At 67.4% G+C, this 13,987-nt stretch carries 12 protein-coding genes; 2 read left to right on the forward strand and 10 right to left on the reverse strand.

Going from position 1 to position 13,987, the window contains the following annotated elements; genetic code table 11:
- Nucleotides 1-4 precede the first annotated feature (4 nt).
- The 10 genes from nagA to AC2EAL_RS10630 form a co-directional block, all read right to left on the reverse strand.
- Nucleotides 5-1,156, reverse strand: a complete 1,152-nt coding sequence (nagA, locus tag AC2EAL_RS10585) for an N-acetylglucosamine-6-phosphate deacetylase (protein ID WP_484724181.1) — start codon at nucleotides 1,154-1,156, stop codon at nucleotides 5-7.
- Nucleotides 1,153-2,412 (reverse strand): class II D-tagatose-bisphosphate aldolase non-catalytic subunit, encoded by a 1,260-nt coding sequence (locus tag AC2EAL_RS10590; protein ID WP_484724182.1) that lies wholly within the window; start codon nucleotides 2,410-2,412, stop codon nucleotides 1,153-1,155. Before AC2EAL_RS10590 ends, nagA begins: the two co-directional genes overlap by 4 nt.
- Nucleotides 2,405-3,310, reverse strand: coding sequence for an ROK family protein (locus AC2EAL_RS10595; protein WP_484724183.1), 906 nt, complete (start codon nucleotides 3,308-3,310; stop codon nucleotides 2,405-2,407). The genes AC2EAL_RS10590 and AC2EAL_RS10595 overlap by 8 nt, the downstream gene beginning before the upstream one ends.
- The gene (locus tag AC2EAL_RS10600; protein WP_484724184.1) at nucleotides 3,307-4,365 is read right to left on the reverse strand and encodes an AgaS family sugar isomerase; all 1,059 of its coding nucleotides are present in this window, start codon (nucleotides 4,363-4,365) and stop codon (nucleotides 3,307-3,309) included. The genes AC2EAL_RS10595 and AC2EAL_RS10600 overlap by 4 nt, the downstream gene beginning before the upstream one ends.
- 241 nt (nucleotides 4,366-4,606) lie before the next feature.
- Nucleotides 4,607-5,614 carry an SIS domain-containing protein gene (locus AC2EAL_RS10605; protein ID WP_484724185.1) on the reverse strand — a complete coding sequence of 336 codons (1,008 nt, stop codon included), beginning with the start codon at nucleotides 5,612-5,614 and terminating at the stop codon, nucleotides 4,607-4,609.
- Nucleotides 5,615-5,771: 157 nt separating this feature from the next.
- A complete protein-coding gene (locus AC2EAL_RS10610; protein WP_484724186.1) occupies nucleotides 5,772-6,914 on the reverse strand; it encodes a Gfo/Idh/MocA family protein in 1,143 nt (380 codons plus the stop codon).
- 14 nt (nucleotides 6,915-6,928) lie between these two features.
- Nucleotides 6,929-8,023, reverse strand: a complete 1,095-nt coding sequence (locus AC2EAL_RS10615; RefSeq protein WP_484724187.1) for an ABC transporter ATP-binding protein — start codon at nucleotides 8,021-8,023, stop codon at nucleotides 6,929-6,931.
- Between the two features lie 60 nt (nucleotides 8,024-8,083).
- Complete coding sequence (locus AC2EAL_RS10620) at nucleotides 8,084-9,292, reverse strand: ABC transporter substrate-binding protein (protein ID WP_484724188.1); 1,209 nt, start codon at nucleotides 9,290-9,292, stop codon at nucleotides 8,084-8,086.
- Between the two features lie 32 nt (nucleotides 9,293-9,324).
- Nucleotides 9,325-10,167, reverse strand: coding sequence for a carbohydrate ABC transporter permease (locus AC2EAL_RS10625; protein ID WP_484724189.1), 843 nt, complete (start codon nucleotides 10,165-10,167; stop codon nucleotides 9,325-9,327).
- Complete coding sequence (locus AC2EAL_RS10630) at nucleotides 10,167-11,093, reverse strand: carbohydrate ABC transporter permease (RefSeq protein WP_484724190.1); 927 nt, start codon at nucleotides 11,091-11,093, stop codon at nucleotides 10,167-10,169. The genes AC2EAL_RS10625 and AC2EAL_RS10630 overlap by 1 nt, the downstream gene beginning before the upstream one ends.
- A 234-nt stretch (nucleotides 11,094-11,327) precedes the next feature.
- Here AC2EAL_RS10630 and AC2EAL_RS10635 point away from each other — a divergent pair, with 234 nt between their 5' ends.
- Both AC2EAL_RS10635 and AC2EAL_RS10640 read left to right on the forward strand, forming a co-directional pair.
- Entirely contained in the window at nucleotides 11,328-12,089 is a 762-nt protein-coding gene (locus AC2EAL_RS10635; RefSeq protein WP_484724191.1) for a GntR family transcriptional regulator, read from the forward strand.
- On the forward strand, nucleotides 12,086-13,921 hold the full coding sequence (locus AC2EAL_RS10640; RefSeq protein WP_484724192.1) for a beta-N-acetylhexosaminidase: 1,836 nt from the start codon (nucleotides 12,086-12,088) through the stop codon (nucleotides 13,919-13,921). The genes AC2EAL_RS10635 and AC2EAL_RS10640 overlap by 4 nt, the downstream gene beginning before the upstream one ends.
- Nucleotides 13,922-13,987 lie beyond the last annotated feature (66 nt).

Genomic DNA, 13,987 nt, shown 5'->3' on the forward strand with positions numbered 1-13,987 from the left:
GGTTTCAGGCGGGTTGGGTGGCGAGGGTTTCCGCAAGCGTTCCGGTGACCTGCCAATCATCGTCGAGGAGGAGAAGGTCGGCGAGGTCGCGGCCTTCGGGGGTTGCCAGGTCGGGGCGGTTCAGGAGGCGGGCAGGGGCGGAGACGGCCATGTCGAGGGCGGTCTCGGGGTTGATTCCGACCACGGTGATGAGACGGCGGAGGCCTTCGGCCATGGTGACATGCGCGCCTGCGAGGGAGCCTTCGGCATTCACCAGGCGGCCGTCCTTCAGCCAGATGTCCTGACCGTAGAGGCGGAAGTGGTCCGAGCCGCCGACAGTACACATCGCGTCGGAGACAAGGAACATCCGGCCAGGGATCGGCCTGGCGCGGATCGCGAGGCCCACCATCTCGTCGGCGACATGGATGCCGTCGCAGATGATGCCCGCATAGGAGGTGGAGTTGATGCAGGCGCCGGTCACGCCGGGGGCGCGGTTCAGCATCGGCGACATGGCGTTGAAGAGGTGGGTGAATGAGGTCGCACCGGCGTCGAGGAGGGTGCGCACCTCGTCTGCCGTGGCGTCGGAATGGCCGATGGAGACGACGGTGCCGGTCGCCGCGATCTGGCGGACCTGAGCGGGCGTCACGCTTTCGGGGGCGACGGTGATCTTGACGAAAACGCCTGCGGCTCGCAGGCGCTGGATATGAGCCAGGGTCGTGGCGTCGAAGGGGCGGACATACTCGGCGGCATGGGTGCCACGGCGGGGAATCGAGAGGTGTGGGCCTTCGATATGGAGGCCGAGAAGGCTGCGGTCGGGGGATGGTTCCGCGTGGGCCGAGAGGATGGCGTCGACAGCGCAGGAAAGGACCTCGGGCGCGTCGGTGATGACAGTGGGCAGGATGCCGACGGTGCCGAAGCGGCGGTGGGCGGCGGCCATGGTGTGCAGGGCTGCGGGCGTCTGGTCATTGTTCAGAAGGGCGTCGCCGCCGCCGTTGACCTGGAGGTCGAGGAAGCCGGGGGTGAGGGTGCCCGTCAGGCGGCGGGTCGGGGCACCTTTCGGGGGCGTGCCGATCCGCAGGCTGCGGTTCCCGGCGACGGCGAGGGCCGCACCGGGGCGCAAGCTGATGCCGTCGAAGATCGCGTCGGGGATCAGCCAGAGGTCGGGTGTGGCGGTCATGGCCGTGATCCCGTGAAGAAATAGGGGCGAAGGGCGGTTTGCACCCGGGCCAGGGCCAGCGCGCGGGGCAGGGGATATGTGCTGGAGCGGGCGCTGGCAATCTCTCCCTCGCGGAAATGCGCGAGGAGAAGGGGGTCCGGGAGGCGTTTGTCTTCGAGGTCTTTGAGCAGGCGGTTGACGGCGGCTTGCGCCTTGGGCTCGGGCCAGTAGTAGCGGATGCGGTCGGCAAGGCCGAAGTGGCGCTGCAGGCGCGGGTAAGGCCCGTGGATATGGGCCTGCCAGTAGACGGGGTTCTGCAGCATCACTTCCTCCATCGAGTCGGGGAGGGAGGGGCTGGTGGACCAGCCGTTCTGGGCGCGGATGGTGTCGAGGGCGTAGAGCGCCTCGCGCCAGGCGAAGGTGAGGGCGGGGCCGACCTTCTGGAAGGCGAAGCCGAGTTGGGCGAGGCGGGGGTAGGCTTCGGGGTGCTGGTAGTCGGTGGAATGGGCTTCGAGGCAAACCGTTGGCCAGTCTTTGAGGGCGGTCAGAAGGCCGGGGTTGCGGGCGAGGGGGAGGTGGTGGACTTCCATTGGCGAGAACTCGACGCCGGGCTGGACGACGAGGCCGCCGATCAGGTCGAGGGGGATTTGGGCAGCCCGGAAGGCGTCGTGGTGGGCGTCGAGGGTGGCTTTGGCGGAGGCGGGCGTGGTGGGCGGGATGTCGCCGTGGTCGTCGGTGCGCGCGCCGCCGGGGGGTGGGACCTCGGTGCCGATGACGAAGAGGAGGTTTGCGGGGTCGGGAGCGTGTTGCAGGGCGGTGGCGGCCAGGGCGGCGGAGCGGGTGGCGGTGATTTCGTCGGGAAGTTGGGCGGGCTCGAAGGCGCAGCCCTCGGAGCAGTCGAGGTGGATCTTGGTGAAGCCTGCGGCGGCGTAGTCGGCGACCATCCGGTGGGCTTTGGCCATAGCCTCGTCGGCAGGAAGCTTGCGCCAGGCTTGGGGGCCGAGGTGGTCGCCGCCGAAGAGGATGCGTTCATGTGACACGTGAGCTTTCGCGGCGATGTCTTTGACGAAGCTGATGAAGTCGGCGGGTCTTAGGCCGGTGTAGCCGCCATCCTGGTTGACCTGGTTCGAGGTGGCCTCGACGACGATGGGCTGGTCGAGCTGCTCGGCAAGGGTGAGCGAGGCTTCCAGCGCGTCCGGGTGGGCAGTGCAGACGGAGGGGATGGCGATGGCTTCCCCGGCGCGGTTGCGGGCGATGATCTGGCGGAGGTCAGGCATGCCGGGCCTCGTTCAGAGCATGGAGGGCGGCACCGCGCGCGCCACTGGCGTCGCCGCCTTCGGCGAGGCGGATGGCGGGGATCGGGAAGCCGCCGAGGGAGGCCTTGGTGAGGGTCCGCGTCAGGTCTTCGGTCAGGCCGGGGGCGCGGGAGAGGCCGCCGCCGAGGACGATCACTGCGGGGTCAATGGTGAGGCAGAGGGTGATGAGGAACTCGGTCGCGAGGTCGAGCCAGATGTCCCAGGCCATGGCGAAGGCGGGGGTGGTGGCGCGACCCGAGACAATGGTTTCGGGGGCGTACGTGACGCCAGTCAGGTGGGCTGCGATGCGGGAGAGGCCGGGGGCGGAGAGGTAGGTCTCGACGCATCCCTGGCGGCCGCAGCCGCAGGTGAGGATGGGGAGGTTGTGGGCGGCGATGGGGGGGGCGGCGAGGGGGAAGTGGCCGAACTCGCCGCCGGTCTGGGCGGGCGAGGGGAGGAGTTTGCCGCCCGTCACGACGCCTCCGGCGACGCCGGTGCCGAGGATGAGGCCGACGGCGGGGTCGGCGCCCTTGGCGGCCCCGAGGGTGGCTTCGGAGAGGGTGAGGGCGCGGCAGTCGTTGATCCAGGCGATCTTGCGGCCCGCGGCCTGGGCGATGTCGGCGGGGAAGGGTTTGCCGGTGGCGGAGAGGTTGGAGGTCAGCGCGAGGCCGGTCTTTGGGTGGATGAGGCCTGCGGCGGAGATGCCGATGGGGCTTTCTCCGTGGGTTGCGCACCAGTGGATGGCGTCGGCCATGGCGGTGACAAGGGCGGGATAGTCCCTGGGCGTGGGCCAGCGGAGACGGGCCTGAAGGGTCCAGTCGGGGGCGAAGACCTGCGCCTCGATCTTGGTGCCGCCGAGGTCGATGCCTGCTGCGATCATGGCGTCACCGGGTGGAGGCGGACGCCCGAGACGACACGGGTCAGGGTGCCCTGGCCCGCGAAGGGGTCGTCGACGTTGAGGCCGAGGGCGTCGGACCAGTGGACGGCGAGGAGCTGGGCGAGGGCGACGTAGAGGGGGGCTGACCAGAGGTCTGTGTAGGGAAGCAGGATCTCGGGGGCGGTGATCTGGCTGGCCGGGTATTGGGTACGAAGCTCAGTCAGGAGGTCGTCGTCATAGGCGCGGGTGTGAGGGTCGGATGAGCGGAAGAGCCAGAGGTCGGTCTCGCCTACGGTGAAGCTTTTCGGGCCGTGGCGAAAGCCGAGGGTCGAGTCCCAGAGCGCGGGGATCCGGCCTGCGGCAAGCTCCATGACTTTGAGCGCGGCCTCACGGGCGGCGAAGGTGAGGGGGCCGGAGCCGAGAAAGACGGCGCGCCGGGGGCGGCGGGCGGAGCGGGCGGCTTCGATGAAGGCGGGGAGGAGGGTTTTGAGGGTGTCGGCGAGTAGGGAGAAGCGCCTGGCCGTCTGAGAAGCCGGGAGGGTGGAGTCGAAGAGTGCGGCGGCGGTCAGGAGCATGGTGGAGAAGCTGGAGGTCATCGCGAAGCCCTGGTCGTGGGTGACTTCGGGCAGGGTGATGACGCGGGCCTTGGGGTCCTGGCCAAGGGCGGACTGGGCGTTGCAGGTGATGTGCAGGCGAGGCCAGTGCGGGGCGAGGGCGTCGAGGGCGGTCTGGAGGCCGATGCTTTCGGTGGAGTTGCCGGAGCGGCCGAAGCTGACGATGAGTTTAGGCTGCCCGCGCAGGTAGGCGTGGGGGCGGGCGACGATGTCGGTGGTGGGGACGGAGCGGAGGCGGGGGCCGGGTTGGCCCTCAAGGCCTGCAGCGAGGATGTCGCCGATGTAGGCGGAGGTGCCTGCGCCGCAGAACCAGACTTCGTGGGTTCCGGCGCTGGTAATCCATGCGCGGAGGTCGGCCACGGGGAGTTCGGCGCCCCATGCGGTCCAGATGGCAGGCTGGGCGAGGATTTCGCGGAAAGTGGCGTGGCGGGTTAGGTCGGTCATTCCTGGTCTTCTTGGTATTGCGGCTGCCCCCCACCCCCGGCCCCTCCCCACGGAGGGGGAGGGGAGGCGCTTGGGGCGGGCCTTGGTCCTGGCGCGGAAACGTCACGCTTGCGGTTTGCGCCGGTGAGGAAATTGAGCGCCTGCGGCGCGAGCCTTTTGTCTCGCCTCTGGCCTGCGGCCAACCGGCTCGGGCGTGCGCGCCGCGCGGGGATATTTGGCGAAGGGAAAGGCTGGGCGTGGGTCATCGGGTTTGGGTGACCTTGGCGAGCGTTGTGGGACGGTCTGGGTCGTGGCCGAGGGCCAGGGCGGTTTGCAGGGCAAGGGGGTAGGTTAGGATCAGGAGCGCGGCGGCTGCGGCGGCGGGGGTTAGGTCGGTTGCGCCCACGTCGGAGGGGCGGAGGCGGAAGGTGGTGCCGCCGGCGGCTTTGAAGCGCTGCTCGGCGGTGTCGAGGCTGGGTTGGACGTCAGGCTGTTCGGTATCGAGGATCAGGATCAGGAGGGGGTTCGTCACCAGTTGCAGGGGGCCGTGGAGGACCTCGGAGGAGGAATAGGCCTCGGCGTGCAGCGCGCAGCATTCCTTGAGTTTCAGGGCCAGCTCCTGGGCGGCGCCGAAGCCGGTGTCGCGGCCGATGACGTAGACATGGGAGGCGCGCAAGAGGGCGGCGAGGAGGGATTTGGTCTGGGGGAGCTGCTTGCCTTGCAGGGCTGCGATGGCCTGTGCGGAGGCCCGGGCGCGGGGGGCGTAGGCGGGGGAGAGGGTGGAGAGGAGGGCCATTCCGGCAGCGATGGAGCCCACCACGGATTTGGTGGCAGGGACGGCCTGTTCGGGTCCTGCGCTGATTTTCAGGGTGGCGTGGGCCTTGGCCTCCACCGGGCTGCCGAGGGCGTTGGTGAGGGCGAGGACGGTGGCCCCGGCGTCGCGGGCTCCTTCAGCGGAGCGGACGAGGTCGGGGGAGGCTCCGGATTGGGATACGACGAGGACGGCGGCGTCGGTCAGGCGGACGCCCTGGCCCAGTGAGAAGATCGAGGGGGGGAGCGAGGTGACGGGGAGGTGGGTTTCCCGCATCAGTTCGTAGGCGAGGATGTTGGCGGCGGCGTCGGAGGAGCCGCGGGCGACGGTGTAGATTGCGCTGAGGTTCTGGAGGCTCGGCAGGGTGACGGGCTGCGCGACGGCGGTGGCGAAGACGCCGGGGGACTCGGCGATTTCGCGTGCCATGTGCTGGCCGGCGTTTGCGGGGAGGTCGGTCATGTGGCGGATCCGGTGGCCCCCCACCCCCGGACCCTGCCCACGGAGGGGGAGGGGAGGCGCTTGGGGTGGTGGGGGTGCGGTAGGCAGTCGTTGGCGCGGGTTGCGGGTGCGGGGCCTCCGGCGGGGATACTTGGGGACAGATGAAAGGGTGCGTAAATCATTGGTGGAGGCCGTGTTTGTCCAGTTGCGCCCAGGTGTCGGTGAGGTCGACGACCTGGCCGGTGGTGCGGGCTTGGTCGAGGGCGATGGCGGCGATGCCGGCTTCCATCGCGTCGAGGATGGAGACGGGGAGGCTACCCGTCTGGCCGCGCAGGTAGGCGGTGATGTCGCGGCACATCAGTTGGTCGGCGCCGTAGTGGGCGCCTTTCATCGCGGTGCCTTGCGTGTAGTCGTGGTCGGCGAGGCGGCGGCCGTCGCGGGCGGTGACCTTCAGGAAGCCGCGCACGAAGTCGCCTTCGGCCATGCCGTGGGTGCCGATCACGCAGAAGCGGCGATGTTCGTCGGGGACGTTCAGGTTGGTGTGGAAGGCGAGGCTGGCACCGGTTTCGTACTGCAGGATCGCGGTCTGGTAGTCGATGATGTCGCCGTCGGAGTTGAAAGGGTCATCGGTCGCTTCCCAGACGGATTTCTTGACGTGGAAGATTTCGGCCTCGGCATTCGACTTGGGCGCGTTGGCGGGGACGAAGCTTTTGCGGCCACCGAAGCTGGCGACGCGGCTCGGCCGTGAGCCGGTGACCATGTTGTAGATGTCGAGGTCGTGGCAGCATTTCTCCAGCATGAAGCCGCCCGCAAGGCCGGTCTTCCGCCGCCAGTCGCGCATGAAGAAGGCGCCGTGGTAGGGGCCGATGTGTTCGTTGGCCTCGAGGCTGGTGATGTCGCCGAGCCAGCCTTGCGACATGGCAGAGCGGAGGTCGACCATGTGCTGGGAATAGCGGAGCACGAGGCCGACCATGGCGCGGTTCACCCCACCGTGTTTCGCAAGGAGGCGGGCGAGTTCGAGGGTTTCTTCGATCGAGACGACGACGGGTTTTTCGGTGAAGACCTGGACGCCCGCTTCGAGGCCAAGGCGAATCTGGTCGAGGTGGAAGACGTTCGGGGAGAAGACGCAGTAGAGGTCGGGCCTGGCGTCGGAGAGCATCGCCTCAACCGAGGGGTAGCGCGGAGTGTCGGTGCCGATCATGTCCAGATGCGTGGGCTGGGGGTCGTAGTAGCCGACCACTTCGGCTTCCGGCATTTCTTCCTTGAGCGTGGTCAACACGTGACCGGCCCGCAGGCCGATGCCTGAGGTGACGATGCGCATAACGGTCTCCTTCTTCAGGCGGCGAGCGCTGGCGCCTGCCGCCGCCGCATCACGCGGCCTTGGGTGTCGAAAACATGGGCGTCGGCGGGGGCGAAGGTGAGGCCCACCTCCTCGCCCTCGTGAACGGTGGTGTCGCCGGGCAGGGCGGCGCAAAGCTTCAGCCCGTCGGCCATCTGGCCATAGGCAATGGCGGTGCCGCCAAGGCGTTCGAGGACCCGTAGGCGCATGGCAAGGCCTTGGCCAAGCTTCAGATTTTCGGGCCTGACGCCGACGTCCACTTTGTCGCCGGGTTTGGCGGCGGGCTCGACCGGCAGTGTCATACGGGTGCCGCCGTGGAATTCGACAGACAGGCCATCCGCGCCTGCGCTGGTGACGGTGGCGGGGAGGAGGTTCATGTTGGGCTGGCCGATGAAGGTGGCGACAAAGCGGGTGGCGGGGTGGTGGTAAAGCTCCATCGGGGTGCCGAATTGTTCGATGCGGCCCTTGTTCAGGACGACGATGCGGTGCGCCATGGTCATGGCTTCCACCTGGTCGTGGGTGACGTAGACCATGGTGGCGTCGAGGTCGCGTTGCAGGGCGGAAAGTTCGACCCGCATCTCGCCGCGGAGGGCGGCGTCGAGGTTGGAGAGCGGCTCGTCGAAGAGGAAGACCTTGGGGTTCCGGACGATGGACCGTCCGATGGCGACGCGCTGGCGCTGGCCTCCCGACAGTTGGCCGGGTTTCAGGCCAAGCTTTTCGGTCAGTTGCAGGATTTCGGCGGCGCGGCCGACCTTTTGCTTCACCTCGGCCTCGGGCAGGCGGGCGACGCGGAGGGGGAAGGCGATGTTCTCGAAGACCGAGAGGTGGGGGTAAAGCGCGTAGGACTGGAAGACCATCGAGATGCCACGGTCGACCGGTGCGGCGGCAGAGACATCGACACCGTCGATCAGGATGTGGCCCGCAGTGGCCGCCTCAAGCCCCGCGATGATGCGGAGGAGGGTGGACTTGCCGCAGCCCGAGGGGCCGACGAAGACGACGAACTCCTTGTCGCGGATCGCAAGGTCAATGCCGGTCAGCACCTGAGAGGTGCCGAAGCTCTTCGTGATGCCTTGAAGGTCAAGCGTGGCCATGCGGGGCGGTCCTTTGCGGAAAGGTTGGGGGCGCGAGGAAACCCGCGCCCCCGGTTGCGATCAGCGGACGGCGGCGAGTTCGACGCCGGCCTGGGTCACAAGCTCGTCCACGGTGCCTTCTTCCAGCATGATGCCCTGGATCATGTTGGTGAAGACGGCCTGCAGCGCCTTGAAGTCCTCGACCATCGGCTCGGGTCCGCCGGTCGAGATGCCGGCCACAAAGATCGGCCAGTTGCCCTTGGTGTAGTAGGGGTCGGCGATGCCCAGCTTTTCGTACTGCAGGATCGGCGTCAGGCCCCAAGACGAGTCGAGATCATACTGCGCCTCGCCCGTGGTCAGTGCCTTGGCCAGCTTGATTGCCAGTTCCTCGTTGCCGGTGCCCTTGAAGACCGCCAGCGAGTCGGTGATCAGGATGGTGCCCGAGACACCCGAAGGGCCAGCCGGAACCGGGGCGACGATCTGGGTCGGCACCTTTTCCTTGTGCTGTCCTTCGCCCCAGGGACCCGAGACATACATCGCGATCTGGCCGTCGTTGAAGAGGTCGCGCATCTGGTCGCGCTCCCACTCGGTCGGGCCGGACTGCATGTAGGGCAGGAGGTCTGCGTAGAGCTGCAGGGTTTCGCGGGTCTGCTGGCTGTCGAGTGCCGGGGTGCCGTCGTCGTTGTAGACCTTGCCGCCGTTCGAATAGAGGAAGTCGAGGAACATGTGCATCGTGTTGTCGAAATCCTTGCCGGCGATGCCGATGCCTGCGGCGTCGGTGTTGTCGGTCACGGTCTTCGCCAGCGCGACGAGGTCGGCCCAGGTGGCGGGCGCCTTGCACTCGGCCCCCGCGGCCTCGACCACGGCGCAGTTGATGTAGAGAGCCTTGGTCGAGAAGGCGTGCGGGATGCCCCAGTACTGGCCGCCGTTGGTCACGGTCTTGAGGACGCCGGGCTGGTAGGCTGCCTCTTCCTCGGGCGTGAAGGTCACGGGGACGATCAGGTCGTTGTTGGCAAGCTGCCGCAGGGTGCGCGAGCCCATGTAGGCCACGTCCGGCGGGTCACCGGCGGCGGCAAGCTGCATCGACTTGTCCTGGCAGGTGCCCCATTCCACCGCTTCCATCTTCACGGTGACGCCGGCGTTTTCGGCCTGGAACTGGTCGATGACCTTCTGGTCGGCCGCGCGCACTTCGCCGCCGCACATGATGAAGTGCAGCTCTTGCGCCTGGGCCGAGAGGGCCGTGCCGGCCATCAGCGCGGCAGCGACCGTCAGGGTCTTGATGTGGGTCATTGGTAGTCTCCCTTGTTGGTGGTCTTGGTTGGTCATTCTTTCACCGCGCCCGCGGTCAGGCCCGCGACGAGGTATTTCTGCAGGAACAGGAACACGATCATCACCGGGGTGATGCCCGTGAGGGCGGCGGCCATCATCTCGTTCCAGGTGACGTCCTGGTAGCCGATGAACTCATAAAGACCCGCAGGCAGCGGCTGGATCTCGCGGACGTTGTTGAAAGTGATCGCGAAGAGGAACTGCTGGGCATAGGCGCCGATGAAGACGGCGGTGCCGACAACGATCAGGCCTGGGACCGCCAGCGGGATGACGACGCGGCGGAGCGTATAGAGGCGGGACGCGCCGTCGACGTAGGCGGCTTCCTCAAGCTCTTTCGGTATCTTTTCCAGGTAGGAGCGGAGGAGCCAGATGCCGGTGGGGATCAGGAAGGCCACGCCCGGGATGATCATCGCCCAGTAGGTGTTCAGCATCGAGAGCGACCGCAGAACGCGGTAAAGCGGGATCAGGAGAACCGCCCCAGTGAACATGTTCACGGCCAGGAACCCGCCGAGCGAGAGCGATTTGAAGGGAAACTCCAGCCGGGCATAGGCATAGGCGGCGGGGATCACGACGACCATCGTGATGGCCGTCACTGCGCTGGCGACAAAGATCGAGTTGAAGATGTAGCGGCCCAGAAGCGGGACGGTGACCCACATGTCGCGGTAGGCCTGCAGGCTGAAATCCTCGGACCACCAGGTGAAGTCAGCGGTCATCAGGTGGCTCATGGGCCGGAGGGAGACGCGGATCATCTCGATGAAGGGCATCAGGATGAAGAGCAGGAAGAAGAACGTGGCGATGTAGACGCCGATCTTCTGGAGGAGTGTCAGACGGTCGATCATCATTTCGCCCCGTAATGCCGGTTCACGCGGTTCAGGAACCACAGGTAGAAGAGCGAGAAGGCCGCCAGGAGGACCACGATCACCACCGCCCGCGCCGCGCCCTCGCCGAAGCGTTGCGAGGAGATCGCGACCTTGTAGGTGTCGATGATGAGCGTCGTCGTCGCCCCGCGCGGGCCGCCTTCGGTGAGGATCCAGATGATCTCGAAGCTGTTGAAGGTCCAGATCGCGGAGAGGAGTGCCATCGAAACGATCACCGGCATGATCTGGGGAATGGTGATGCGGCGGAAACGATACCAGCGGCTGGCCCCGTCGACCCAGGCGGCCTCGTAGAGGTCCTTGCTGACCCCCTGCATCGCCGCGAGGAAGAAGAGGGTCACCATCGGTGTGCCGACCCAGACATCGGTGACGACGGCGGAGTAGAAGGCAGAAGTCTTGGTGGCGAGAAGCGCGATCCGGTCCTCGACCAGCCCGAACTCCTGCAGAAGGCCCGAGATCAGCCCGAAATAGCCGTTGTACATCCACTTCCAGCCGATGACGCCGATGGCGATCGGGATCACCCAGGGCGGCATCACCAGGACGCGGAAGAGCGCCTTGCCGGGGATCGCGGCGTTGAGGAGCGAGGCGCCGATCAGGCCGACGATCAGCTTCAGGCTGACGGCAAGCACCATCCAGTAGAAGGTCCGCCCCACGGTCTGCCAGAACTTCGGGTCGCCGAAAAGCGCGGCATAGTTGGCGACGCCGACGAAGTTTTCCCCGCCAAGGGTCGCGTCGGTGAACGACAGCCGGATCGTCTCAACCAAAGGCCAGACGACGATGACCAGGATGAAGAGAAGCGCGGGCGAGATCAGGAGCCAGGCAAAAGCCTTGTCCGACAGCTCGCGCCGCTGCATCCGGTCCGGTGCGGTGCCTTCGGCGACAAGCGTCATGCAGTTCCCCCTGTCCTCCCTTGGGCCGCCCTGGCAAGGGGCGGCACGGGTCGAATCATGTCGTTGGTGTGACGATACCAGAAAAGTGATGTCGTGCTACCATCATAATACCAAGTTTGCAGAAAAACCGGACCAACTGCCGATTTCCCTTGTTTTTGCTGGGTAGTTTGGTCCATCTTGCGCGGAACCGAGGGGATTGGTCCCATCGAAATAATACCAATTCGGGGGCTTCCGATGGAAGACGACCTGGCGCTGTATCGCCCCGATGCCTGGTTCCGCGCCGCGCGGGGGCCGCGGTATGAGCAGCTGTATCGGCATTTGTCCGCGGCCATTGCCGCCGGGGAACTGCCGCCCGAGGCGCAGCTCCCGCCGGAGCGCGAGCTGGCGCTGATCGCGGATGTCTCCCGCGTGACGGTGCGGAAAGCGGTCAGCCAGCTGGTCGAGGACGGAGTGCTGGAGCAGCGTCGGGGCGCGGGGACTTTCGTGCGCCCGCCGAAGTCGAAGATGGAGCATTCGCTGTCGGCTTTGTTGTCCTTCACCGAATACATGCGGCAACGGGGGAAGACCTCCTCAAGCCGGATCCTGCGGCGCGGGCTGTTCCTGCCGACGCCGGACGAGATGATGGCGCTGGGCCTGCCGCAGGGCGACCGCGTGGCGCGGGTGGAACGCTTGCGCTTTGCCGATGACACGCCGCTGGCACTGGAATGGTCGTCGCTGCCCACTGACGTCCTGCCGGACCCGGAGGCGGTGGAGACTTCGCTTTACGACGTGCTGCGGGCGGCTGGACGTGCCCCAACGCGGGCGGTGCAGCGGATCACGGCGGTCAACCTGACGGCGGTGGATGCGAAGCTTCTGCTACTGCCCGAGGGCGCGGCGGTGCTGCGAATCGACCGGACAGCCTATCTGCCCTCGGGCCGGCCGATCGAGTTCACCCGCGGGCTCTACCGCAGTGACATCTATGATTTCATAGCCGAATTGAGGCTCGACGCGCCATGACACTTACCTTCCGCACCTGGGTCGACGGGAACCAGATCCGTTGCCTTGTCGGCTCGGACCGGCCCCTCACCGCTCCGGTCCTGTGCTTCTCGCTGATGGCCGCGCCGAAGGTGATCTCGGGCGGGACGATGGTGCGGTGTGTGGCGGGCTATGCCGAGGTGGCGCTGCCTGACCTTGCGCCGGGGGTGGAGCACGAGGTGGTGCTGGAGCACGCGCACAAGGAATTCGGGCCGAGGAACCGGGCCTGGCTGCCGCTCGGCGCGTATCTGCGGGCGGGGAAGGAATGCCTGCCGCTGCCGCCGGGGAATGACCTTGGGCTGAGGGAGGTTGAGGGTCCGGCTGCGCCGTCGCTTCCGGCTGACCGCTTGCCGCTGGTGCCGCAGCCGACGGAGTGGAGGCCCGCGGGCGGGACGCTGGAGTTTGTGGCAGTTGCCTCGGTCGCGGGCCTTGAGGGCGTGAGCGGCCTGGCGGAACGGCTGGGGCTTGCTCCCATGGTTGCCCCGGGTGGAGTGGCGCTGGCTGTCACTGAGGAGGCCGCGCTTGGCCACGAGGGCTACTGCCTGACGATCGCGCCCTCGGGCCTGTCGGTGGCGGTTGGCGGGCCTGCGGGGCTCCACTACGCCGGGATCACGCTTCTGACCCTGCGCGAGACCTGTGGCGGCCAGCTGCCATGCGGGACCATCTCCGACACACCCCGATTCGGCTATCGCGGCCAACACCTTGATTGCGCGCGGCATTTCTTCGGGACGGGCTTCATCCTGCGGCTTCTGGACCTGATGGCTTTGTTGAAGCTGAACCGCTTTCACTGGCATTTCGCCGATGATGAGGCCTTCCGGCTGGAGGTCGACACCCAGCCGCTCCTCTGGCAGCGCACCGCCTTCCGGGGCGAGGGGGAGCTGGTGCCGGGGGTCTTCGGCGGCGGGATAAGGGCGGGGGGGAGTTATTCGAAGGCCGATGTCGCGAGGATCGTGGCCCATGCCAAGGCCCTGCAGATCGAGGTCCTGCCGGAGATCGAGGTCCCGGCCCATTCCCACGCGATGGTCAAGGCGGTGCCGGGCCTGCGCGATCCCGGCGACAATGGCGAGGAGGTCTCGGTCCAGGGTTACCTCGACAACATCGTCAACCCGGCGGTCCCGGCGACCTGGGACCTGCTGGTGCCCCTGGCGAAAGAGGTGGCAAGCCTCTTCCCCCTGCGCGTCCTGCACCTTGGCGCGGACGAGGCGCCGCATGGGGCCTGGGGCGGCTCGCCTGCCGTCGCGGCGCTGAAGGCGCGGGAGGGGCTGAAGACATCCGACGACGTGCAGGGCTGGATGCTGGCGAAACTGGCCGAGGAGCTGGGGTCGGACGGCATCCGCGTGGCGGCCTGGGAGGAGGCTGCAAAGGGCTGTCAGGGCGGCATCGGCAACGGCGCGCTTCTGTTCAGTTGGACGGGGCAGGGCCCGGGGATCGAAGCGGCGCGGCGGGGGCATGACGTGGTGATGTGCCCGGCCCAGCACGCCTATTTCGACCTTGCGCATTCCCCGGACCTGGACGACTGGGGCGCGGCCTGGGCCGGTTTCGTGCCGCTGGAGAAGACGGTTGCCTGGGACCCGGTGCCGAAAGGGGCCGAAGACATCGCCCCCCGCATTGCCGGGGTCGAGGCCTGTTTCTGGGGCGAGTTCACCATTGAGGATCGACAGGCCGAAGGCATGATCGCCCCGCGGATCCTGGGGATCGCGACCAAGGGGTGGGAGCCTGCGGGGCGGACCGACGGGGCCGTCTTGCGCGCGCTGGCAGGGGTCTACGCGCCGCTCTTCGACCGGATTGGCTGGCAGCGGCATCGCGGCGCATGACTCACGGCCGGCGGGTCTGTTGAAAAATCAACTGCGACCTCGGTGGCAATACGTAAGGAAAATGCC

It is taken from the genome of Tabrizicola sp. T74 (assembly GCF_057219935.1).